We start from the raw sequence: 21,908 nt of genomic DNA on the forward strand, positions 1-21,908 counted from the left end.
CCTGGCGTCCTAAACCTTTTTCTCACCGGCAAAGGCGCGCAATTCGGCCTCCAGTTGCTTGGCGCGGCTGATGTCGTTGAAAGTGATCACGACACCGTCGATGACATTTTCCAGGGTCCGGTAGGGCATGATCTTGACCTGGAACCAGCGGCCATCGCCGGTCGTAACTTCACGGTCCGAGAAAACCAGCGTGTGCAGAACCTCCTCGGCATCGTGCCGGAAGTCGGGGTAGTCGAGGTCGGTGACGATGTCCGACAAGGCGCGGCCGAGATCGCTCGGGATCAGCTTGAACAGGCGCGTCGCCTGGGTGGTGAAGCGCCGGACATGCAGCGCGTTATCCAGGAAAACGGTAGCGATGTCGGTACTGTTGAGCAGGTTCTTCATGTCGTTGTTGGTCGTTGATAGCTCATCGACCTTCGATTGCAGTTCGACATTCACCGTCTGCAGCTCTTCGTTCAAGGACTGCATTTCTTCCTTGGAAGTGGTGAGCTCTTCATTGGTGGACTGCAACTCCTCGTTGGTCGACTGCAACTCCTCGTTGGCCGACTTGAGCTCTTCATGCGAGGTTTGCATTTCCTCGCGCAACGTCCGTATTTCCAGGTGAGCCTGCAGCAGCGCTTGTTCCAGCTCCATTTCACGCGGGCTACCCCGTCCCCCGCGCTTGCCGGGCGCAGCGGCGTAGGGTTTTGCCGTTGTCGCGGTATCCCTGAAGACCAGCATGAGCATGCCGCGCAGGGCGGCTGGTTCGGCAATGGGTTGCAGCGTCAGGTCCACAATTTGCGTAACGCCATTGCTGTCGACCGAAAGGTTGGGGCAGACCACCTGTTCGCCGCTGCGCAAGGCCTTCGGCATGGCCAGCGCAATGGCCTGGCGTAGCCCGTCGCGGGCCATGGCGTGGATATTCCAGTTCACCTTGCCGGCAGCGGGTTCGAGATATTTGCCGGTACGGCCGCTGATATAGACCAGGTCACCGGTCGCGGTGACCAGCACGGCGGCCGGCGAGAACTGCTGGAGGAGCAGTTCGTCGGCAAGGTGTTGCAGATTGGCGGGAACCTGTTCGGGCTTTGTTTCCATCGGAGACTCTGTTCTTGTAGGTAGATCGCGGGTCGGGAATTCAAGGGATGTCGGGCGCGTAAGGCTGTCGTTGCGCCGGAATAAGCGTGCCTTGCTCTCCAGCGGCACGAAAAGATCGGTAAAGCTGCCTATCGTTTCGGCACTGCCCAGCATCAGCACGCCCCCCGGCTTGAGACTGTAGTGGAAGAGGGGAAGAACACGCTTCTGAAGCTCGGCGCCGAGGTAGATCAGCAGATTGCGGCAGGTCAGGATATCAAGTTTGGTGAAGGGTGGGTCCATGATCAGGTTTTGCGGTGCAAAGACCACCATTTCACGAATTTCCTTACAGATACGAAAATTGTCTCCCTCGTCGATGAAGAAGCGTTTCAGGCGATCCTCCGAGACGTCCGCGGCGATATTGGCCGGGTAAATGCCACGCCGTGCCTTTTCGATGGCATCCGGGTCAAGATCCGTGGCGAAGATCTGGACGGAATAGCGGGCGGGGGGCGGCATTTTGTCCATGGCTTCACGAAAGGCGATCGCCAGGGAAAATGCCTCTTCGCCAGTCGAGCAGCCTGCCACCCAGGCGCGTAGCGTGCCCCCACCCGGGTAGCTAGCGAGCAAGCCGGGCAGCACGTGTTCCTGAAGGTAGGCCCAGGTCGCCGGATCGCGAAAGAAACTGGTGACCCCGATCAGCAATTCCTTGAACAGCAATTCGACTTCCTGCAGGTTTTCGCGCAGGTAACGGGCGTAATCGGCAATCCGGTCCAGTTGATGAATGGCCATGCGCCGTTCGATCCGACGATAGACCGTGGTTTTCTTGTAAAGCGAAAAGTCGTGGCCGGTCGCTGCCCGCAGCAGGATGCAGATTATTTCGAAAGCTGTCTTGTCGGCCGTGCTTTCGGTGGCCGGCACGGGACGGACGGGCGGGTAATGATGCGCATGCTGCAGGGTATCGATGATGCGCAGCGGCAGTTCTTCTGCCACCGCAATGATGTCGGTCAGGCCGGTGGCAATGGCACTTTTCGGCATGCTGTCGAACTTGGCGTTGGCCGGCTCCTGGACCAGGACGAGGCCGCCGTATTCCTTGATGCTGCGCAGACCGAGCGTGCCATCCGAGCCCATGCCCGAGAGGATGACGCCGATGGCATGCTCGCGCCGGTCTTCGGCCAGCGCATGGAAGAAAAAGTCGATCGGCAGCCGCAATCCGCGTGGTGCGACGGGCGCCAGTAGATACAGGTTGCCGTGCAGAATGGAGATATTGGTATTGGGCGGAATGACGTAGACACAATCGGGCTTGACCTTCATCCGGTTGCGCGCCTGCTCGACCGGCATGGTTGTCGCCCGCTGCAGCAATTCGGAGAGCATGTCCTCGCGATCGGGGTCGAGGTGCTGGATGACGATAAAGGCCATGCCACTGGCAGCGGGGACGTGTCCGAGAAACTGTTCCAGCGCCTCAAGACCGCCGGCCGAAGCACCGATTGCGACAATCGGGAAAGGTTGCGCCGGGCGATGCGCTACGACATTGGCCTGGTGACTTGGCGGGCGCGTTTTGGGTACGGTCGGCATCACTCGCCACTCGCTATCAATATTTTTCCTTACGGACATCTGGGGATTCGGAGACCGTTTCAGGGTGCACCGAATCAGCCGCCACTGCAATCAATAAATCGCCGCCAAGCAGAACGTATGTGCGCTTGCACACAGAGTTCAATCGCAGTCCAACGGTAATGGCGAGATGCGCCTTGACTATCGCCATCGGCAGACCAGTATTGATGTTGGGCTGGCCTTGTTGCAGCCCGGAAAGCGCGAGAACGGAATCCAACTGCCTTGGAGTCAGGATATTCATGCGACACACAGAGAAACACCGGACAGAACGGATTGGCTGGCTGCGTGCCGCAGTGCTGGGGGCAAACGACGGGATCGTCTCGACGGCCAGCCTGGTTCTGGGCGTTGCTGCGGCCGGGGCCGATTCCAGCACCATCCTGATTGCCGGCGTCGCGGGCCTGATGGCGGGCGCCAGTTCGATGGCCGCTGGCGAGTACGTTTCCGTCAGTTCGCAGGCCGATACGGAAAATGCCGATCTGGATCGCGAACGGCGTGAACTGGCTGCCGATCCGGAACACGAACTGGCGGAATTGCGAGCCATCTACATCGGCCGCGGGCTGGACGCCGAAATTGCCGGCGTGGTGGCCAGCCAATTAATGGCCCATGACGCCATTGGGACGCATGCCCGGGACGAGTTGGGTATCTCGGCATGCCAGACAGCCAAACCGTTGCAGGCCGCGCTGACCTCGGCCGCCACTTTTTCAATGGGTGCGGCGTTGCCGCTGCTGGTTGTCATGTTAGTGCCGGTGAGCGTGCTGTTCTGGAGTGTCGCCGGCAGTGCGCTGCTTTTTCTCGCCTTGCTGGGGGGCTTGTCGGCTGCCGCAGGGGGGGCGCCCTTGAGCGTCGCAATCGCCCGCGTCAGCTTTTGGGGGGCCTTGGCGATGGGCTTGACGGCTGGCGTCGGTGCCTTGTTTGGTGTGTCTGCCTGATTTTCCTGTATTCGGCCTGCCCCATAGCTGAGTGGCGTCATTCAGCGGGCAAGTATTCGCTATGTGCGCCAAGGGACAGATGGCAGCGGGCTTCTGCCCCATGCTCGGCCTATCGGAGCCAAATGCAGTGCGACACCCGTATTGCGGCAACGCGCGATGCTTACCTATCACGCGGTTTTGGCAAAGAAAACTGTATGCGGGGCCTCGTTTGCCTTGGCATAGCTCTCAGGATCAAATCATCAAGGACTACAAAATGAAAAACCTCAATATCAATACGATCGCCCTCGCCATCACCCTCGCTTTCAGTGCCAGCGCCATGGCTGAAGGCATGTCGAAAGGCGATTTCAATGCCGGCAAGGACAAAATTTCAGCCGACTACAAGACGGCCAAGGCGAACTGCAATTCGCTGTCGGGCAATGCCAATGATATTTGCATGGCTGAAGCCAAGGGCAAAGAGAAAGTAGCCAAGGCTGACCTCGAAGCCGCCTACAAGCCAACACAGAAATCACGCTACGAAGCGCGCGTTGCCAAGGCCGAGGCTGACTATGGCGTGGCCAAGGAGAAGTGCGACGATCTGGCCGGCAACGCCAAGGATGTCTGCCAAAAGGAAGCTAAGGCCGCAGAAACTGCCGCAATAGCCGATGCCAAGGCGCAAATGAAGACTGCTGAAGCAAACGCAACAGCCAATGAAAAAACGGCCGATGCACGCGGCGATGCCAGCAAGAAAACCACCGAGGCCCGGAAGGATGCCAATGCCGACAAGAGCGATGCCGAGTATGCAGTCGCCAAGGAAAAGTGCGATGCGTACTCCGGTGCAGCCAAGGATAGCTGCCTCGACAAGGCAAAAGTGACTCACAAAAAGTAACAAGACCTCCTGACTCAGGCCATCAAGGCTTGAGGTCAGGTGTCTCGGGAAAGAGGCTGACGATAAGGCACGACCGGTCAACCATCAAACGCGGTGGTTTGGCAAATGCTTTCGAGGAGAACGCAATGAATACAAACGGAAAAACCATGACAGTTGTCATTGCCATGAGTGCCTTGCTCGCTGCGCTGTACGGCTGCGAAAAAAAAGAGGGGCCGATGGAAAAGGCGGGTAAGGAAGTCGATAAGGCTGCCGTGTCCGCTGGGCAGCAGGTCGAAAAAGCCGGAGAAAAGATCAAGGACGCCGCCGAGGGCGACAAGAAGTAGTTGCCGGCAAGCTTTCACCATGGTGCCCGGGGATTCTCGTCAGGTGCTGGGTGAACCGATGAGAAGAAGAGAAGGAATACCATGAAATTATTTTTGATTGCGCTATTGCTAGCTGCATCAGCCTCATCTGCCCAAGCGGCCGATGTAGGGGTAGCGGTGAGCATCGGCCAGCCAGGCTTTTACGGCCGGCTCGATTTTGGCGACTATCCGCCCCCGCCGCAGCTTATCTATCAGCAGCCGAGAGCAGTGTATCGAGTACCGGCTGGGCGGCCGCCACTCTATCTGAATGTACCTCCCGGGCATGCCAAAAACTGGCGCCGACATTGCGGTAAATACAATGCCTGCAACGAGCGAGTCTATTTTGTACAAAACAGCTGGTACGAGCGCGAATATGCACCGCGTTACCAGCGGCATTACGGAGATCGCCGGGATGAACACCGGGACGATCACAGAGATGGGCAACGTGGCGATCCGCGCAATGATCATCAGCGAGGGGAATATCGTTGAGGTAGTGGCGCAATCACCCAGCAAGGACCTGAAAATCAGCCGGTGCTTTCCACCGGCTGCTCTCATGCCGGTCCACGGTTATTTCGGAGCAGATCATGCACATACCAGCAATAGCAATACTCGCCCGGGGCCATCATAAATTGGCTCGCAAGTCCGTTTCGTTACCCATCGCGATCATTCTTGGCGCCTTGCTATGCCCTCCCTTGCAAGCCGGTGAGGTCGGGGACAATGCAAAATCCAACGCAATCAGCATCCCGCAAGCCGATATTCCCTGGATGAGTGGCGGCATTGGCGAGGAGGCGCGCGATGAAATGCGCAAGGCAGCGGCTTCCTACAACGTTCACATCGTTTTCAGCAATCGCCAGGGCAGCTACCTGGCTGACATTCCATTCGCCGTGGCTGGTCGCGACGGCCGGCAGATCATTTCCGGCGTCAGCGAAGGTCCGCTGCTCTATATCAAGCTGCCTCCGGGGGCTTATCGGATATCCGCACAAATTGACGGGGCGTGGCTGCATCGACGCATCCAGGCTGGTACAACCAGGCAACCGCTACGCATGGTATTCGTCAGCCGGGGCGAATGATCTTTTCCGGCCCTTGGTCGATTGCAAACGGGGGGCAATAAAAACGGTCTTGACTCCATCGGGAATCAAGACCGTCGTAAGGTGAACAGCGCTTTAACTGCGGCCTAGCGTTTGATACGGCTGATTTTGGTGCCCTCGATGCTGAGGCTGGCCATCAGGCCCTGCTGGTCGAAAATGAAGGCGTAAGCATCGTTCTTCAAAGTCGATGTCGAGAGATTCTTGGCTATCCCTTCATTGACCACGACCACCGTCGGGCCGACGCCGATTTCCCATCCCATCGAATCATCAAGGTATTTCACGGCCTTGTCGCTCATCAGGAAAACCACATAGCCATACGACTCCGCCCCGGCCTGCCAGCCGAAGGTGGCGGTAACCGAGTTGTAGTAGCTCACGAATTTGTCGTTCTTGGTCAGAACGCCTTCACCATAGGCGCCACCGAAGACCAGTCCAGCCTTGATGATCTTGGGAAAGACGAGGATTGCCTTGGCTTTCTTGGAAAGGCTCTCGGCAACCGGGCTGCTCTTGTAGAGTATTTGCAACGCCTGCGCCGCGTCCTTGTTGAGGTCTTCGGCACTGGCGGCAAGCGCCGCGTTGCTGATTGTGGCCAATGCGAAGGCCGTAGCAGTGACGAGGATGAATTTTTGCAAAATGTTTGGTGTGTTGTTCATTTTCGATCTCCAGAATTACAAAGGGGAACTCGACGCACCCGGACTGCCAAACATGCGCAAGCGGGAGGGATATTCCTGAAAAGAGCTTAGATGGATTGATTTTTCATCTCGGTTTGATAGCGCACATAGGGAGCAATCAGTGGTCGCTCTTCGGTCGCGGCAAGGCTGTCTGGTGCCTGCTTCGAACGGCTTCGGCACAAAAAACGGCGAGTCGCGCCATGACCTTCCGCACCGCGCCATTTGCGGCGATGACCCCGCCGTACGGGGTGTCCTGGAGGGCGGGAACGCTCTCGTCGAACTCCTCCCTGGCCAGAACCTGACGGGTTTCGGTGTCGATCAGATATGCGCGCAGGGTGAAACGGACCTGGCTTGGCGAACGGTCAAACTCATGCTGCAGCCGCACGATTTCGACATCCAGGCGAAGATCGCCAACTGCGGCACTGGGGGTCAGGAGGATGGCGCGGAAGCTAGTGCTTTTTTCGAGGGCTGCGACGATCAGCGGGGCGATCATCCGGGCCGGCGTATCCGCCCATTCGCTATTGGCAAAATATTCCAGCCGATGAGGTTCGCGTACGTAGATGATGCGCCGGCTATCGAAACCGGCTGCCGCATGTGGTGGATTGATGATCAGTGTTGGCGCAGCGATCGAGACCGGCAAGGGGGCAAGGGGAGGCGTTCGTATATCGACAACGCCTGAACCATCCAGCGTATAGAAGGCGCGTTGCGATTCCTGGTTTGGCGTGAGTACACCGCAGGCACCGAGCAATCCGAGCAGCGTGGCGGCAACCAGCCGCTGGCGGCGAAAGAGAGGAGGCTTGATCATCGCTGCCGCTCCCCCGTTGATGACTCGCCCGGCCCGGTGGGCACCGGCCTCTGGCCGAACAGCAGAGCGGACGGATCACGCTCCATCTGCTCGCTGAGACGACGCAACGAAGTGCTAAGGACGCTCAGTTCGCGCAGCAGTCGTTCCAGTTCGGGCAGGGTTTCGGCTGTGAAGCGTCCGACATCGCCGCCGACCGAGTTGATCGTCTTGCCGGCGCTGGCACTGGTTAGCGTGACTTCGTTGCCCATCTTTTCGACCGCATCCGCCGCGCGCCCGAGGCGGTCGAGTGTCGGTTCCAGCTTGACCGAGGCCTGCGCTGCGTGGGCAAACAGGCGGGCGGCGTCGATCAGGCCGGCATCTATGCTTTCCTTGCGTGCGGCGAAGGTGTGCGCCACGCTGGCAAGGTCGGCGAGGGTGTTCTTGAACGCCGCCTGGTTTTCGGCACCGAGCATGGCGTTGAGGTTGTTCGAGGTGGCATCCAGCTTGGCGAGTACGTTGGTCAGCACATTTTCCAGGCGTGTGCTCAGCGATGGCTTGGTACGGATTACCGGATACTCGTTGCCGGCCGTCGCCTGCAGCAGCGGTGCATGGTCGGCGCCACCACTCAGTTCGACATAGGCGATTCCGGTCAGGCCCTGGGTCTTCAGTACTGCCACCGTGTCTTCCTTGATTGGCGTGCCGTGCTCGATGGCGAAGAGCAGATTGACCCTTTCCGGGTTGCCGGGGTCGAGCTGGATTTGCCGCACCTTGCCAACGTCAACACCGTTGTATTTGACGGGGGCGTTCAGATTGAGACCGGCCACCGATTCTTCCTCGATCGCCAGGTAGAGATCGTATTTTTTCTTCACGGCGCCGCCAGAGGCCAGCCAAAGGGCGGCGGCGACCAGTGCCGTCGCCAAAAGCAGGACAAAGGCGCCGACAACCGCATAATTCACTTTGGTTTCCATCATTTCACCCCGCTTTGCGCGGCTCGCCCGCGCGGGCCGTCGAAAAACTTGCGGACAGCGGGATGATCGAGTTGCGCCAGTTCACTCATCGAGCCAATGCCTTGCATCTTGCCGTCGGCGAGGACGCCAACGCGGTCGGCGATTTGCCACAGCAGGTCGAGATCGTGGGTGATGATGACAATGCCCAGGCCGAAGAGATCACGCAGTTTTTTGATCAAGCGGTCGATTTCTTCGGCGCTCTCGGGATCAAGGCCGGCGGTCGGTTCGTCGAGAAAGAGCAGTTCCGGGTCGAGGGCCAGGGCGCGGGCGAGCGATGCCCGTTTCATCATGCCGCCACTGAGTTCCGACGGATACTTTGCGCCGACCGACGGTTCCAGGCCGGTCATCGCCAGCTTCCAGTCGGCGATTTCGTCGATCAGCGGGTCAGCCAGTCCGCTATGCTCGCGGAGCGGCAGGCCGACGTTTTCCCTGATCGTCAGCGAGCCGAACAGGCCGCCACTCTGGAACATGACCCCCCAGCGCTGGCGCAGGGCGAGGGCGGCGGGGTCGCTGATGTTTTCCAGATCGACGCCAAGTACCTTGATCGAACCCGATGCCGGTTGCTGAAGCAGAATGATTTCGCGCAGCAGGGTCGACTTCCCCGAGCCCGAGCCGCCGACCAGCGCAAATATTTCAGTCGGGTGGACAAGGAGATCGAGATCGGCATGGACGACATGGTCGCCGAAGCGCGTCGTCAGTTGGCTGATCTCGATGGCTGGCGTGGTTTCTGGTGACGGTTCATTCATCTCAGAGGTCCAGGGCGCTGAAGGCAACAGAGAACAGGGCATCGGCAACGATCACCAGAAAGATCGACTGGACGACGCTGCGCGTGGTCTGCAGCCCGACGCTGTCGGCACCACCGTGGGTGCGAAAGCCTTGAAAGCAGCCGACGGTGACGATGATTGCAGCAAAAACCGGTGCCTTGCTGATACCGATCAGATAAGCCGTGACACTGACGGTTTTGGCGAAGCGGTCGAGGAATTCGGGATAGCTGACGGCCAACTGGGCGCGCGCCATGATCATGCCGCCGAAAACGCCGAGTACGTCGGCAAACACCGTGAGCAGGGGCAGGGCGATGAAGAGGGCAATAACCTTGGGCAGGACCAGCATCTCGAGCGGTGCGATGCCGATGGTGCGCATGGCATCGATCTCCTCGCTTACCGCCATGCTGCCGATCTGTGCAGCGTAGGCCGAGCCGGAGCGGCCGGCGACGATGATGGCGGTAATCAGCGGCGCGAATTCGCGCAGCATCGAAAGGCCGACAAGATCGGCTACAAAGATGTTGGCCCCGTATTGCCTGAGTTGGTCGGCGCCCTGATAGGCCACGACGACGCCAAGCAGGAAGGAGAGCAGGCCGACGATGGGCAGGGCATCGAAGCCGGCACTGCGGATGTTGTAGAGAATGGGGCGCCAGCGGATGCGAGCCGGATGGGCAATCCAGCCGCTCAGGGCGAGGCTGGATTCACCGACAAAGGCCAGCAGGGCGACGCCTTGTTCGAGCGCGTCGGCCGTGCCGCGGCCGAGGCTTTCGAGCTTGTTGAGCGGCTTAACGGCATCCGGCGGGCTGGTCGATGCCTGCTGGGCAATTTCCTGGCCAACGACATCAAGCAATCTGACGAACTCCGGTCGCAGGTCGCGGATTTCAGCCTGGCCGGATGCACCGTGCAGGCGATGCAGCAGCTTGTGCACGATCCAGGCGCCAGCGCTGTCAAAGGCGTCGATGCGCGAGGCATCGATGACCACGGCTACGCCGGACGGCACGGCCAAGGTCTCGAGTTCGCTGTCGATCCGGCCGATCCCGCGCACCGTCCATGAACCCGATAGCGCCAGTTCCAGTGGCTTGGTCCGGGTGAAGCGGGCGGCTGTGGCCGGAGTTTGCGTCATCGTATGAGAGTGCCGGCATTCGGCTTTTTGTTCATTCTGGGTTCTTCCTTGATGCTTGAAAAACGACACCTTTGATCCCGAGAAGTGGTGGGAGCTTGTGACTCGTCGTCATGCAGATTTAGCACCACGTTCGTCATCTCTCTGTGCGCCGGCCCACATAGTGCGTTTTTTGGCGACTCGTTTGCGCTCATCGGTCTGCGCAGCATTTGTCACTTATGTGTGTGTTAGCGAACGGAGGCTTGCCGGGCGTCGGCGTACCGTCGAACAACAGCACACGGTGATCGAAAGACACCAAAGTCTGTGCTTTCAATAAACCGAGAAGAGGAATCCAGATGAAATACTCAATGATCTTTTCAGCGCTGCTGCTCGCCCTGGGCTTGGGCGCATGCGAAAAGCAACCACAGGTCGCGCCACCAACTGTCGTCAACGTTCCGGTTCCCGGCCCGGCAGGTCCAACCGGAGCTACAGGCTCGAGCGGCCAGCCCGGCTCCACGGGGTCAACCGGCTCGACCGGGGTGACCGGTGATACCGGTGCAACCGGAGCGGCTGGCGGTACCGGAGCTCAAGGCGAGCCCGGCAAGACGGGGACCGACACGGTGGTCGTCGTTCCTGCTGCACCGGCGCGTTAAGCCCGCGGAAAAGGCGGCAGTCTGCTTCAGGATCGCGGCGGCGTCACCCTTTTCCTTGTCGATGGCAGGATGAGGTGGTCAGTCATGCTTGTCCGCATTTCCCGGCTTGTCCTGACGTCGACGGCCCTCCTGCTCGTTGCAGCAGGTTGCGCCGCCTTGCCCGATACCGACGCCATTATCGACCGCCACGGTGAACAGGCCGCCAGGTTCGAAAATGCCGAAGGTCCGCTCCCCGCCAGCAAAAATGCGGCCATCGCTGCCGACCTCAAACGCAAGTCGGGTGATATCGATATCCTCGACAAGCAGATTGCGCTGGAGCAGGCCATCGCTGGCAGCCCACTCCTACTGGGCAACCGGGTAATCCTGCTGCAGGATGGCGTGGCGACCTACCGTGCGATGTTCGCGGCGATCCGGGCGGCGCGCGACCATATCAATCTCGAGTCGTACATCATTGAAGACGACGAGATTGGGCAGCAGTTTGCGGACTTGTTGCTGGTGCAGCAGCGGCGAGGCGTTCAGGTCAATCTGATCTACGACAGCTTCGGCGGGATCAATACCCCCAAGGCCTTCTTCGAGCGCATGCAGCAAGAAGGCATCAATATCCTCGAGTTCAATCCGATCAATCCGCTGGCGGCAAGGGTGTCATGGCGGCTTAACCATCGCGATCACCGGAAGTTGTTGGTGGTCGACGGGCGGACGGCATTCCTGGGCGGCATCAACATCAGCAGTGTCTATTCGTCCGGCTCGGCGAATCGGCGGGCCGGAAAAACTGCAGAAAACAAAATAGCCTGGCGCGATACCGATTTGCAGATCGACGGCCCGGTCGTCGGTGAACTGCAAAAACTGTTCATTGAAACCTGGACGAAACAGCACGGCAAACCGCTGGCGGCGCGGGATTATTTCCCCGATCTGACGGCGCAGGGCAAAGATATCGTGCGCGCCATCGCCAGCACGCCGGACGACGCCAATAGCCCGATCTACCTGACCCTGGTCTCCGCCATCGGCAATGCCGAAAGGCAGATCCATCTGACCAATGCCTACTTCGTACCCGACCCGCAACTGCTCAAGGCTTTGATCGATGCGGCCGGGCGCGGGGTCGATGTCAGGCTCATCCTGCCCGGCAAGTCAGACTCGGCCGTAGTTTTTCAGGCCGGTCGTGCGCACTATTCCATGCTGTTGAAAGCTGGCGTCCGGATTTATGAGCGTCGTGGGGCCTTGCTTCATTCAAAAACGGCGCTCATCGACGGCGTCTGGTCGTATGTCGGTTCAAGCAATCTTGATTGGCGCAGCTTTGTCGATAACGACGAGGTCAACGTGGTCGTTCTCGGCCGCGACTTCGCCCAACAGATGTCGGGAATGATTGCCCGGGATATCGAGGGCTCGGAGGCCATCGACCCTGAGCGTTGGGAGCAACGATCCATGCTGCTCCGCATCAAGGAGTGGGGGGCGAGTTTGTTGCAGCGACTGCTTTAGCGGTGCCTCATGCATGGCTCATGACAATGGCCAAAAAAATGCCCGGATGCAGGCATGCTGTTCCGGGCAAACTACTGAAGGCACCCAACTAAGGGGTCATGGAAGGATGCCCAACGACATTCTGCTGTTATTCAATGCCTGCATCTGTTGGGTAGCGCACACAGCGCAATTTCTTGAACGGAATGCCCGGTCGGGTCGCTCAGGCCTCGGCGGTCCGATTGCCGCCGGCCTCGTGGGCGTGGGCCAGCGCCTGTTCGGCACGCAGCAGGGCATGGTCGGCCGAGGCGTCGTCCACGTTCATTGCGGCCAGGCCGATGCTGATGGTGCTGGAAACCGGCTGGCCGGCCATGATGATCGTTGTGCCGGCGACCTTCTCCCGCAAGCGTTCGGCAAATACCTTGGCGGCGAACAGATTGGTCTCCGGCAGCAGCACGGCAAATTTTTCGCTATCGATGCGGCCGGCAAAATCGACCTTGCGCAATTCGTCGCGGAGTTGGGCCGAGAACAGGCGGAGCAGGGCATCGCCAGCCAGACCGCCGAGGCTCTCGGTGGTTGTCTGGAACTGGTCGAGATCCAGCCTGACGACGACGACCTCACGGTCGATGCCCCGTTTCAGACGCGAGAAGGCTTGTTCCATGTGGTCGAGGAAATGCTGCCGGCTGGCCAGTTCAGTCAGCGGGTCGATGCAGGCCAGACGGTGCAGTTCTGCATCGATCAGCTTCTTGGCGGTGATGTCCTCGAGGATCGCGAGGACCGCGACGCGCCCCTCCCATTCGACGCTGCTGACGTGGATCAGGCAGTCGATGACCCGCCCCGCCATATTCACCAGCCTGACCTCGGCGCTGCTGTTGTCCAGTTCGCCGAGAGCATGAACCTTGTGAATGTCGGTGACCCATTGGCGGTCGGCTTCATGGACCAGGGGCAGGAATGATTGACCGATGCATTCGCTGGCCGGATAGCCGATCAGATCCAAGCCTCTGGAGTTGATGTACTTCAGGACGCCATCCTGCTGGATGGCGACGCTGAGCGGCATTTTCTCAATCAGGCTGCGGTAGCGTTTCTCCGAGTTCTTCAGCGCTTGCTCGGCGGTGTAGCGCTCCGTGATGTCGCGGGCAAAGCCGACCGTGCCGATTGCTTGCCCCTCCAGATGGATCGGCGATTTATAAACCTCGAACCAGCGTTCCCCATCGCTGGTGTTGATCAGTTCGACCAAGGTTTTCGTCTGGCCGGATTCGAGGACGGCACGATCTTCTTCTCGATAGAACTCGGCCAGTTCCCGGGTGGTGATGTCGAAGTCCGTCTTGCCGATCAGGGCATCGGCCGATGGCCAGCCGTAATTTGCCGAAAAAGGGGCGTTCACCGCAAGAAAGCTGCTTTGTGCATCTTTCAGCCAGACGAAGAAGGGAAAGTTGTCGATGACGGCGCGCAGGTATTGCTCGCGCTCCTGCAGCGTTTTTTGCGCTTGTCTGGCCTGCGAAACATCGATGACGACCATCCGGCACTCATTCCCGTCTTCATCGGGAACCGCCTCGATCTTGACGATTGCCTCGGGGCGGTGATCGTTGGCCGACAGCACGAACTCGCCGGCGGTCTTGTCCTTGGCCCGGAAGACTTGCTCGAAGAAGGCATTGAAATCGACCAGGTCCTCCGGGGCGATGCGTGAGGCAAAGCGATAGCGGCCTTTCTGCGAACCTTTGATGGAGAGCAGGATCGAGCCGGCCAGGTTCATATCGATGATGACGCCTTGCCGGTCGAGCGTGAAGTAGCTGACCGGGGCGAAATCGTAGATGTCGGCGTAACGCTCGATCAGGGCGTCGGCCTCGTTATAGGCGAGCCGGAGTTCCTCGTTGTGCATTTCCAGCTCGATCTGATGAACCTGCAGTTCATGCACCAGCCGCATGTTGTCCCACGATGTTTGCAAGATATCCGGGGGGGATTGCAGCAGACGCGCTTCGGCGCGCCGGCGCATGGTTTCCGGATTGGGCCGGACGCGGTTCTTGATACGGATGGCGAGCGGGAACTGAAACAGGCGGTCATATTCAGACTTGACCACGGCGTAGCATTCGCAGGCGCGCTCCTCCAGACCGGTTCGATCGAGGATGCTGATATGTCCTCGGCTGTACTGGATCAGGCCGGCGGCCTGAAGCTTTCCGGCGGCTTCGGTGACCGCTTCGCGCCTGACGCCCAGCATGTTGCCAATCAGCTCCTGGGTCATGTTCAGTTGGTTGCCGGGCAGACGGTCGAGGCTGAGCAGCAGCCAGCGGCAAAGCTGCTGGTCCACGGTATGGTGGCGGTTGCAGACCACGCTTTGCGCCATTTGCGTCATCAGAGCCTGGGTGTAGCGCAGGCAGAGGTGCTGCAGCTCGCCGCCCTGGTCCAGCTCCCAGCGCATGACCTCCATCTTCAGGCGGTAAGCAATGCCATCGCTCTGGATGACCGCCCGGTGGGTCGTGGTGTTGCCCCCCAGTACCAGCGGGATGCCGACCAGGCCATCGTTGCCGGTAATCGCCAGTTCGGCCGAGGCCCCCTTGCGGGTGGTGAACATCAGCGAAACGATGCAGGTGGTCGGGAAATAGGCGTAGGCAACGTTGTCGCCGGATTCGAAGAGAACCTGCCCGAGCTTCATCGAAACGCATTCGAGATCATCCTGCAGGCGTGCGTAGTCGTTGGGCGTGAGGGCCGCCAGAATACGGTTCTGCTTCGGACTTTGCGTCGACTCCTGTGGCATCGCTTCCTCTCTCGGTAGCTCGCTATCGCACATCATTGTTTGACGTATGGCGCTGCCTATACGCAAAGCATAGACGTCATTTCCATATCTGTATGTGCGGAACCCAACATAGCCCGATTTTCCGGCCTTGAATGAGCTTTTGCCGATGGGTGCGATGACGCACAGACATCGAACGCCATGCCGGCTAGCCTGAGCTGTCATCCGTCGAGTACGGATATCCCAAGGAGAATAGACATGGATGAATATCGTCACCACGTATCGGGCTTCTTTGCCCACCGTCCTGAAGCCGAAGGCGCATTGGCCAGGCTCGTCGAGCGTGGCGTACCTCGCGATCAACTCCAGTTGCTCGATGCCGATTCGGGGCCTGCAATTAGCGAACCCAAAGGCGAGAGCAACGAAGTGCTGACCAACGTCCTGGTCGACGGCGCGGTTGGCACGGCGGTTGGTACCGGCATCGGTGCGCTTGCGCAACTGGCACTGGTTGCGGCGAATGTCAGCCTGTTCGTCGCCAGCCCGCTGGTCGCGCCTCTGGTTATGCTGGGTTGGGGTGCCAGCCTGGGCGCCTTCGTTGGTGCGGCGGCCGGCGCCAACACGGATATCGAACACAAGGAAGGCTGGCTTTCGGATCTGGTGCGCGATGCGATCGCCAATGGTCAGGTCGTGCTGGTGGCGCAGACCAGAACGCCGGATGAAACGGCCATCGCACGGGAAATCATCGAAGCTGCCGTCGGCGAATTCCAGGACACCACTACTACTGCTTGAGTCCCGCCAAGCGACCGGCTGCGACATCGACCAGCAGGGAGGCATTGTTGGTGACCGACCGCGCGATGGGCAGTCGGGCGTTTTGTTGCCAGGCGGCGAGGGCCGATGATTTTTCGGCGCCGCAGACGAGAACCAACTGCTGGCGACAGGCTTGCAGGCTTTGATAATTGAGGCTGACCCGCTCAGCCGGCGGTTTCGGTGCGCCGTGTACCGCGATCACCGGGGCGTCTTGTACTGCGGCCTGCGGAAACAGGCTGGCCGTGTGGCCATCCTCACCCATGCCGAGCAATACCAGATCGAAAGGCGGGCCTTCGGCAAGCAAGGCGCCATAGCGCGCGGCCGCTATTTCCGGGCCGAGTTCGACCGGAATCGGGTGTAGCTGAGCGGCTGGAATCGGTACCTGTGCCAGCCAGACCGTGTGCGCCATGCGGTCGTTGCGCTCGGGATGGCCGGCTGGCAAGCAGCGTTCGTCGCTCCAGAAAATTTCCCAGGCCGCCCAGTCTTGCTCCGTCGCGGCCAGCAACTGATAGCAACGACGTGGCGTATTGCCGCCAGCCAGCACCAGGCGAAAGACCCGGCGTTGCCGGATGGCTTGCTGCGCCGCGTCGCCGATCAGGCGGCAGGCTTCGGCCGCAACCGCCTCGGCATCGGCCAGCAGGCGGGTGTCAGCCGGCAACATCGGCTTCGCCATTGCAGCTCAGGCTTTGTCGCCACTCCTGGCCGGCCTTGCCAAAGAGTTGGCTGGCCGCTTTCGGCCCCCAGCTGCCGACCGGATATTGCAGCGGCGGATGTTCATCCTCCGCCCACGCTTGCATGACCGGATCGACGACGCTCCAGGCTGCCTTGACTTCATCGTAGCGCAGGAACAGCGAACGGTTTCCTTCGATGACATCGAGCAGCAGGTCTTCGTAGGCATCGGCCTTGCGCTCGCCGGGATTGCCGACGCTGGCATCCATCGAGATCTGGCGGGTTCGCGTTTCGACGCCGGGAACCTTGGCGGATATTTCCAGGCGCACGACATCGTCTGGCTGGATGCCGATCAGCAACCAGTTGGGATGGACGGTGGCGGCGCCAGTGCCCTGAAACAACTGCATCGGCGGTTCGCGGAAACGGACGGCGACCATCGATCGGCGCTCCTTCAGGCGCTTGCCGGTGCGCAGGTAGAAAGGCACATCGCGCCAGCGCCAGTTGTCGATGTAGAGCTTCAGCGCGGCATAAGTTTCGGTGTGGCTGCCCGGGGAGATGCCGGCTTCCTGGTGGTAGCCGGCATACTGGGCGCGCACCGCGTGGCCGGCCAGTTGCGTGATGTCCACCGGGCGGATCGAGCGCAGCACCTTGACCTTTTCGTCGCGCAGCGACTCGGCTTCCAGCGAGACCGGCGGCTCCATCGCCAGCAGCGCAAGAACCTGCAGCAGGTGGCTCTGGATCATGTCGCGCGTTGCGCCGCCGTGCCCGTCGTAGTAACTGGCGCGTCCTTCAAGGCCAACGGTCTCGGCGTGCGTGATCTGCACATGATCGATGTAATGACGGTTCCACAGCGGTTCCAGGATCATGTTGGCAAAGCGCAGCACCAGCAGGTTCTGGACCGACTCCTTGCCGACGTAATGATCGATGCGGTAAATCTGTTCTTCTTCGAGATGGGTATTCAGGGCGTGCTGCAAGTGACGCGCCGATTGCAGGTCGTGGCCGAACGGCTTTTCGACGACCACCCGCCGCCAGCCGTTGCTTTCGACCAGCAGGCCGGCCTGCGCCAGCCCGACGGTGACCGGCACGTAGAGCCCGGGGCTGAGCGAAAGATAGAAAATGACGTTTCGGGCGCACTCGCCGGTCCCGATCCAGTTGCCCAGCGCCTGGTAGAAGGCGGCATCCTGCAGGCTGCCGATCAGGTAGTCGAGGCGCTCGACGAAGCCTTCCAGGCAACTGCCCGTGCCGGTGCCGGCATCGCTCAGGATCTTGCGGACTTCATCGCGCCAGCCATCGCGTTCATGCGGTGTACGTCCGCAACCGAGGATTTTCACCCCGGGGGCCAGATAGCCGAGGCAATGCAGCTGGTAGAGCGCAGGCAGAAGCTTGATCTTCGCCAGGTTGCCGGTGGCCCCGAAAATGACGTAGGCGTGCGATTCGGTGGCGCAGCTCATGGCAGCAACTCCTCGCCGCCGTCGCCCAGCCAGCGGGTATGAAAGCGTTGCGCCGGATCGCGGTCGATACGCTGATAGGAATGCGCCCCGAAGAAATCGCGCTGGGCCTGCAGGATATTGGCCGAGCCGTTGGCGCAGCGGTAGCCATCGTAGAAGGCGAGGGCGGAGGCCAGGGCCGGGGCGGCGACGCCGCTGCCGACAGCGAGCATCACGGCCTTTCGCCAGCCGGCTTCGGCTGCCTTGAGTTCGCCGGCAAAGTAAGGGTCCTGCAGCAGGCTGGGCGGCGCCGGCTGGCGGGCGAAGCTGGCCTTGATGTCGCCGAGAAAGCGGCTGCGGATGATGCAGCCGGCTCGCCAGAGCATGGCGATATCGCCGTAGGGCAGAGCCCAGCCCTCGCTCTCGGCAGCGGCCTGGAGCAGCATGAAACCCTGGGCGTAGGAAACCAGTTTCGCGGCATAGAGCGCATCGTGCAGGGCATCGACGGCGGCGGCGCGCTCCGCTGCCGGGACGACTGACGGTGGGCTGCCGAGCAGGGCGGCTGCCGCGACACGTTCGGCCTTGCGCGCCGACAGCATCCGGGCCTGTACCGCCTCGCCGATCAGGGTCAGCGGTACGGCCTGCTCCAGTGCATCCTGCGCAGTCCAGACGCCGGTGCCTTTCTGCCCGGCGCGGTCGAGGATCTTGTCGACCAGTGGACTGCCATCGCGGTCGCGCTGGCGCAGGATGTGGCTGGTGATCTCGATCAGGTAGGACTCGAGGCGGCCGCCGTTCCAGGCGGCGAATGTGTCGGCCATTTCGGCGTGGGGCATGCCGAGGGTGTGTTGCATCAGGTGGCAGACTTCGGCGATCAGTTGCATGTCGCCATATTCGATGCCGTTATGAACCATCTTGACGTAATGGCCGGCGCCGCCGTCACCCAGCCATTGGCAGCATGGGGTGCCATCGACCCGGGCCGCAATGGCCTGGAACATGTCGCGGATAGTTGGCCAGGCCGCTGCAGCACCGCCCGGCATCAGCGAGGGGCCATGACGGGCGCCTTCTTCACCGCCGGAAATGCCCATGCCGACAAAGAGAATGCCCCGGGCGCCCAGTTCGCGCCAGCGGCGGTTGCTGTCCCGAAAATGCGAGTTGCCGCCGTCGATCAGGATGTCGCCCGGGGCAAGTAGTGGTGACAGTTGCTCGATGACTGCCTCGACAGCCTTGCCGGCCGTCACCATGAGCAGGATGACCCGGGGATGCGCCAGTTGGCTGACCAATTGCTGCGGGGTGTCGGCTGCCGTGAGGTCCCGCCCCTGACCGTGGGTCGCGACGAATTCGGCCGTCACCGCTGCCGTGCGGTTATAGACGCCGAGGCGGTAGCCTTTGTCGCTCAGGTTGAGGGCGAGGTTGGCGCCCATTACGCCGAGGCCGATGACCCCGATATCCGATCTGCTCATGGTGGTCTCCACCCGTGAAGCCTTGTCGATGCTGGACAACGGACCAAGCCGCTGGTTCCCGGTGGGCCGGAATAGGCCCGCCGGCCTCAGAGGATGAAGTGGGTATTGATGAAATTCGATTTGTTGCCGAGGACGATGGCGTCGAGCAACCTTTTCGATGCTTCGGTCTGCTTGGCGGCGACCATGGTGCGGATCGAGAAGGCGCGCAGGGCGTCGTGCACGGACAGCGTGCCTTCGGCCGAATCCTTGCGCCCGACGAAGGGAAAGACGTCCGGCCCGCGCTGGCACTGGCAATTGATATTGACCCGGCAGACCTGGTTGACCAGCGTATCGACCAGCGAGGCGATCTGCCCCGGGTCGCTGCCGAAAATGGCGACCTGCTGGCCGTGGTCCGAGGTGATCACGTAGTCGAGCGGCGTTTCGATGTCCTCGAAGGTGGCGACCGGGATGATCGGGCCGAACTGCTCCTCGCGATAGAGCTTCATGCCTTCGCTGACCGGGAAGAGCACGGCCGGGTAGAACAGGGTTTCGACCGTGGTGCCGCCGCCCGGGTTGATCACATTGGCGCCTTTTTCAACGGCATCGGCAATGCACTCGTTCATGTAGGCGACCATTTCCATCTCGGGCAGCGGCGTCAGCATGACGCCCGGCTCCCAGGGCATGCCGATGGCCAGCTTGGCGACTTCCTCGCAGAAACGGCGCAGGAAGGTTTCGGCAATCGACTGGTGCACCAGGATCATTTTGATCGCCGTGCAGCGCTGGCCGTTGAAGGATAGCGAACCGGTAATGCATTCCTTGACCGTCAGCTCGATGTCGGCATCGGCCATGATGATCGCCGCGTTCTTGGCGCCGAGGCCGAGAATGGCGCGCAGGCGGTTGGTCTTCGGGTGTGATTTCTTCAGTTGGTCGGCCACTTCGGAGGAACCGATCAGGGCCAGCACATTGACCTTGCCCGAGCCCATGATGTGCGGCACGACGACATGGCCCTGGCCGTAAACGATGTTGATGACGCCCGGCGGGAAGGCGCTGCGGAAGGCTTCGAGCATCGGGTAGTAGAGCAGCACGCCGAAGCGTGGCGGCTTGAACAGGACGACATTGCCCATGATCAGCGCCGGGATCAGCGTGCTGAAGGTCTCGTTCATCGGGTAGTTGTACGGCCCCATGCACAGCGCGATGCCGACCGGCGAGCGGCGGATCTGGGCGATCGTGCCATCGACGATCTCGAAGCGCGAATTGCTGTTGTCGAGGCGCTTCAGTTCCTCGATGGTGGCGCGGATGTAATCGATGGTGCGGTCGAATTCCTTTTGCGAATCGGCCTGGCTCTTGCCGATTTCCCACATGATCAGGTTCACGATCTCGCGGCGACGGGCGACGATCTGGCTGGTGAAATCGACGACGCAGGCGATGCGCTCGGCGACCGACAGGTTCGGCCACTGGCCGCGCCCGTGATCGTAGGCGGCGACTGCAGCAGCCAAAGCGGCATCGGCCTCGCTCGTACCGGTGACCGGTACGCTGCCCAGCTCGACATGCGTCAGCTTGCCTGCGTCATCGGCCACACAGACCGGCGAATGCACCGGCCGGGTCTCGCCCTTCCAGATACGCATTTCGCCATTGATCAGGATGGCGCGCTGGTGGATCGGCGCCAGGATGCGGCAATCGGCGGGAATCTGCTCGGCGCGGGGAAACAGGCTGGCCAGTTGAGCAACGGTCTTCATGCGTCAGTAGCGACCCGGATCGTTCGGGCGTCTGTCCTGGCGATCCTGAACGCCATCGCGGTCGCGGTCGTGATCGCCGTGATGCGATTGGCTGTCACGATCGCCACGGTATCTGCCATCGTTCCGGTTGCGGTCGTCATACACAACGCAGCCGGATAGAAGGCCGGCGAGGGCGGCCAGTATTACGGCAAGTTTTTTCATGTCATTTCCTTAACAAGAAGTTGAAGGATCTGGTCTCCTTGGCCGAGAACAGGTGCGGCGAACAAGGCGAAGTGCCCCACCTCGGACGAAGTCATAAGTTGCGCTGCCATTGAGAGGGATTCCGTTCGCCAGCGCACATAGAGCGGCATTTGTCTTATGTGCGATATCGCACAGAGAGCGTGCATTGCTTCTGGCATCCTGTGTTTGTTTCGGACGGTGCATTGGCGACCAACCGGGCAAGCATTTAAAGACGCGCTGGCCTATATTGGGATTGGCACGATCAAGGAGGACGCATGAAAAACGACGAAACATCAAGCCGCAAGCCGGCTCTCCATCGGGCAAGGGATATTGGCTGCGCCTGCTGGACGCCGATCCAGCGCCCAACGATTGCTGCCGGTCAGGAAAGTCCGGAAAAATCGTTCGTTTTGCCCGCCAAGCCGGAGTCTGTTGCCGATTCCGCGAACCTGATACCGCTCAAGGCCGAGTGCAGTTCGCCCACCGAGCGGTGAAATATTACTGGTCGGCAATAGCGGATTGGTCCTTCGCTGGGCAACGGTGGTGAGGTGGGCATGAGAAAACGCAGGTCTACCTCGGCGTGGACG

The 21,908-nt window shown here is 60.7% G+C and carries 21 protein-coding genes; 8 read left to right on the top strand and 13 right to left on the bottom strand.

The genetic code is table 11. The features are described from left to right. Positions 1–9: 9 nt before the first annotated feature. Together GH663_RS11805 and GH663_RS11810 are read right to left on the bottom strand one after the other, a co-directional pair. Positions 10–2,622, bottom strand: coding sequence for a chemotaxis protein CheB (locus tag GH663_RS11805; RefSeq protein ID WP_153131934.1), 2,613 nt, complete (start codon positions 2,620–2,622; stop codon positions 10–12). Between the two features lie 16 nt (positions 2,623–2,638). Continuing rightward, on the bottom strand, positions 2,639–2,899 hold the full coding sequence (locus tag GH663_RS11810; RefSeq protein WP_153131935.1) for a hypothetical protein: 261 nt from the start codon (positions 2,897–2,899) through the stop codon (positions 2,639–2,641). Here GH663_RS11810 and GH663_RS11815 point away from each other — a divergent pair. The 5 genes from GH663_RS11815 to GH663_RS11835 all read left to right on the top strand — a co-directional run bounded on the left by GH663_RS11815 (position 2,898) and on the right by GH663_RS11835 (position 5,863). After that, the gene (locus tag GH663_RS11815; RefSeq protein ID WP_153131936.1) at positions 2,898–3,587 is read left to right on the top strand and encodes a VIT1/CCC1 transporter family protein; all 690 of its coding nucleotides are present in this window, start codon (positions 2,898–2,900) and stop codon (positions 3,585–3,587) included. The two genes, GH663_RS11810 and GH663_RS11815, sit on opposite strands and share 2 nt — an antisense overlap. Before the next feature lie 79 nt (positions 3,588–3,666). Next, complete coding sequence (locus GH663_RS11820) at positions 3,667–4,452, top strand: hypothetical protein (RefSeq protein ID WP_246181571.1); 786 nt, start codon at positions 3,667–3,669, stop codon at positions 4,450–4,452. A gap of 146 nt (positions 4,453–4,598) precedes the next feature. Next, entirely contained in the window at positions 4,599–4,775 is a 177-nt protein-coding gene (locus GH663_RS11825; RefSeq protein ID WP_211371132.1) for a hypothetical protein, read from the top strand. An 81-nt stretch (positions 4,776–4,856) separates the two neighbouring features. After that, entirely contained in the window at positions 4,857–5,282 is a 426-nt protein-coding gene (locus GH663_RS11830; protein WP_153131938.1) for a hypothetical protein, read from the top strand. A gap of 95 nt (positions 5,283–5,377) precedes the next feature. Continuing rightward, the gene (locus GH663_RS11835; RefSeq protein ID WP_153131939.1) at positions 5,378–5,863 is read left to right on the top strand and encodes a hypothetical protein; all 486 of its coding nucleotides are present in this window, start codon (positions 5,378–5,380) and stop codon (positions 5,861–5,863) included. Between the two features lie 104 nt (positions 5,864–5,967). Here the strand turns inward: GH663_RS11835 and GH663_RS11840 are convergent, their stop codons facing one another. The 5 genes from GH663_RS11840 to GH663_RS11860 form a co-directional block, all read right to left on the bottom strand. After that, entirely contained in the window at positions 5,968–6,531 is a 564-nt protein-coding gene (locus tag GH663_RS11840; RefSeq protein ID WP_153131940.1) for a lipid-binding SYLF domain-containing protein, read from the bottom strand. A gap of 136 nt (positions 6,532–6,667) precedes the next feature. Beyond that, positions 6,668–7,354, bottom strand: a complete 687-nt coding sequence (locus GH663_RS11845; protein WP_153131941.1) for an ABC-type transport auxiliary lipoprotein family protein — start codon at positions 7,352–7,354, stop codon at positions 6,668–6,670. Further along, the gene (locus GH663_RS11850; RefSeq protein WP_246181572.1) at positions 7,351–8,289 is read right to left on the bottom strand and encodes an MlaD family protein; all 939 of its coding nucleotides are present in this window, start codon (positions 8,287–8,289) and stop codon (positions 7,351–7,353) included. The genes GH663_RS11845 and GH663_RS11850 overlap by 4 nt, the downstream gene beginning before the upstream one ends. Before the next feature lie 11 nt (positions 8,290–8,300). Further along, positions 8,301–9,086 carry an ABC transporter ATP-binding protein gene (locus tag GH663_RS11855; protein ID WP_153131942.1) on the bottom strand — a complete coding sequence of 262 codons (786 nt, stop codon included), beginning with the start codon at positions 9,084–9,086 and terminating at the stop codon, positions 8,301–8,303. Between the two features lies 1 nt (position 9,087). Then, positions 9,088–10,224, bottom strand: coding sequence for an ABC transporter permease (locus tag GH663_RS11860; protein ID WP_153131943.1), 1,137 nt, complete (start codon positions 10,222–10,224; stop codon positions 9,088–9,090). 713 nt (positions 10,225–10,937) lie between these two features. Between GH663_RS11860 and cls the strand changes: the two genes are divergently transcribed. Next, the gene (gene cls, locus GH663_RS11865; protein WP_153131944.1) at positions 10,938–12,326 is read left to right on the top strand and encodes a cardiolipin synthase; all 1,389 of its coding nucleotides are present in this window, start codon (positions 10,938–10,940) and stop codon (positions 12,324–12,326) included. 199 nt (positions 12,327–12,525) lie between these two features. Here cls and GH663_RS11870 read toward each other — a convergent pair whose 3' ends face one another. Further along, complete coding sequence (locus GH663_RS11870; protein ID WP_153131945.1) at positions 12,526–15,054, bottom strand: PAS domain S-box protein; 2,529 nt, start codon at positions 15,052–15,054, stop codon at positions 12,526–12,528. 234 nt (positions 15,055–15,288) lie between these two features. On the opposite strand from GH663_RS11870, the gene GH663_RS11875 reads away from it, so the two are divergent. Next, entirely contained in the window at positions 15,289–15,816 is a 528-nt protein-coding gene (locus tag GH663_RS11875) for a hypothetical protein (RefSeq protein ID WP_153131946.1), read from the top strand. On the opposite strand, the gene pgl is transcribed toward GH663_RS11875, so the two are convergent. The 5 genes from pgl to GH663_RS11900 all read right to left on the bottom strand — a co-directional run bounded on the left by pgl (position 15,806) and on the right by GH663_RS11900 (position 21,306). Next, positions 15,806–16,507, bottom strand: a complete 702-nt coding sequence (pgl, locus tag GH663_RS11880; protein WP_246181573.1) for a 6-phosphogluconolactonase — start codon at positions 16,505–16,507, stop codon at positions 15,806–15,808. The two genes, GH663_RS11875 and pgl, sit on opposite strands and share 11 nt — an antisense overlap. Beyond that, positions 16,482–17,954, bottom strand: coding sequence for a glucose-6-phosphate dehydrogenase (gene zwf, locus GH663_RS11885; protein WP_153131947.1), 1,473 nt, complete (start codon positions 17,952–17,954; stop codon positions 16,482–16,484). The genes pgl and zwf overlap by 26 nt, the downstream gene beginning before the upstream one ends. After that, positions 17,951–19,390: a decarboxylating NADP(+)-dependent phosphogluconate dehydrogenase gene (gene gnd, locus GH663_RS11890; protein WP_153131948.1), complete on the bottom strand. Its 1,440-nt coding sequence runs from the start codon at positions 19,388–19,390 to the stop codon at positions 17,951–17,953. The genes zwf and gnd overlap by 4 nt, the downstream gene beginning before the upstream one ends. Before the next feature lie 86 nt (positions 19,391–19,476). Next, on the bottom strand, positions 19,477–21,105 hold the full coding sequence (locus GH663_RS11895; protein WP_153131949.1) for an NADP-dependent glyceraldehyde-3-phosphate dehydrogenase: 1,629 nt from the start codon (positions 21,103–21,105) through the stop codon (positions 19,477–19,479). A gap of 3 nt (positions 21,106–21,108) precedes the next feature. Beyond that, entirely contained in the window at positions 21,109–21,306 is a 198-nt protein-coding gene (locus tag GH663_RS11900) for a hypothetical protein (RefSeq protein ID WP_153131950.1), read from the bottom strand. Positions 21,307–21,599: 293 nt separating this feature from the next. On the opposite strand from GH663_RS11900, the gene GH663_RS11905 reads away from it, so the two are divergent. Beyond that, positions 21,600–21,815: a hypothetical protein gene (locus GH663_RS11905; RefSeq protein WP_153131951.1), complete on the top strand. Its 216-nt coding sequence runs from the start codon at positions 21,600–21,602 to the stop codon at positions 21,813–21,815. Positions 21,816–21,908: the final 93 nt, after the last annotated feature.

This window comes from Dechloromonas hortensis (assembly GCF_009469765.1).
Taxonomy (GTDB): domain Bacteria; phylum Pseudomonadota; class Gammaproteobacteria; order Burkholderiales; family Rhodocyclaceae; genus Azonexus; species Azonexus hortensis.

What these genes read in the sequence shown, in the direction of transcription:
- GH663_RS11835 (WP_153131939.1), top strand. Translation starts at nt 5,378, where the DNA reads ATGCACATACCAGCAATAGCAATACTCGCCCGGGGCCATCATAAATTG.
- GH663_RS11870 (WP_153131945.1), bottom strand. Translation starts at nt 15,054, where the DNA reads ATGCCACAGGAGTCGACGCAAAGTCCGAAGCAGAACCGTATTCTGGCG.
- GH663_RS11820 (WP_246181571.1), top strand. Translation starts at nt 3,667, where the DNA reads ATGGCAGCGGGCTTCTGCCCCATGCTCGGCCTATCGGAGCCAAATGCA.
- GH663_RS11830 (WP_153131938.1), top strand. Translation starts at nt 4,857, where the DNA reads ATGAAATTATTTTTGATTGCGCTATTGCTAGCTGCATCAGCCTCATCT.
- GH663_RS11815 (WP_153131936.1), top strand. Translation starts at nt 2,898, where the DNA reads ATGCGACACACAGAGAAACACCGGACAGAACGGATTGGCTGGCTGCGT.
- GH663_RS11895 (WP_153131949.1), bottom strand. Translation starts at nt 21,105, where the DNA reads ATGAAGACCGTTGCTCAACTGGCCAGCCTGTTTCCCCGCGCCGAGCAG.
- cls (WP_153131944.1), top strand. Translation starts at nt 10,938, where the DNA reads ATGCTTGTCCGCATTTCCCGGCTTGTCCTGACGTCGACGGCCCTCCTG.
- GH663_RS11875 (WP_153131946.1), top strand. Translation starts at nt 15,289, where the DNA reads ATGGATGAATATCGTCACCACGTATCGGGCTTCTTTGCCCACCGTCCT.
- GH663_RS11900 (WP_153131950.1), bottom strand. Translation starts at nt 21,306, where the DNA reads ATGAAAAAACTTGCCGTAATACTGGCCGCCCTCGCCGGCCTTCTATCC.
- GH663_RS11805 (WP_153131934.1), bottom strand. Translation starts at nt 2,622, where the DNA reads ATGCCGACCGTACCCAAAACGCGCCCGCCAAGTCACCAGGCCAATGTC.
- GH663_RS11840 (WP_153131940.1), bottom strand. Translation starts at nt 6,531, where the DNA reads ATGAACAACACACCAAACATTTTGCAAAAATTCATCCTCGTCACTGCT.
- GH663_RS11905 (WP_153131951.1), top strand. Translation starts at nt 21,600, where the DNA reads ATGAAAAACGACGAAACATCAAGCCGCAAGCCGGCTCTCCATCGGGCA.
- GH663_RS11855 (WP_153131942.1), bottom strand. Translation starts at nt 9,086, where the DNA reads ATGAATGAACCGTCACCAGAAACCACGCCAGCCATCGAGATCAGCCAA.
- GH663_RS11845 (WP_153131941.1), bottom strand. Translation starts at nt 7,354, where the DNA reads ATGATCAAGCCTCCTCTCTTTCGCCGCCAGCGGCTGGTTGCCGCCACG.
- GH663_RS11825 (WP_211371132.1), top strand. Translation starts at nt 4,599, where the DNA reads ATGACAGTTGTCATTGCCATGAGTGCCTTGCTCGCTGCGCTGTACGGC.
- GH663_RS11860 (WP_153131943.1), bottom strand. Translation starts at nt 10,224, where the DNA reads ATGACGCAAACTCCGGCCACAGCCGCCCGCTTCACCCGGACCAAGCCA.
- zwf (WP_153131947.1), bottom strand. Translation starts at nt 17,954, where the DNA reads ATGAGCTGCGCCACCGAATCGCACGCCTACGTCATTTTCGGGGCCACC.
- gnd (WP_153131948.1), bottom strand. Translation starts at nt 19,390, where the DNA reads ATGAGCAGATCGGATATCGGGGTCATCGGCCTCGGCGTAATGGGCGCC.
- pgl (WP_246181573.1), bottom strand. Translation starts at nt 16,507, where the DNA reads ATGGCGAAGCCGATGTTGCCGGCTGACACCCGCCTGCTGGCCGATGCC.
- GH663_RS11810 (WP_153131935.1), bottom strand. Translation starts at nt 2,899, where the DNA reads ATGAATATCCTGACTCCAAGGCAGTTGGATTCCGTTCTCGCGCTTTCC.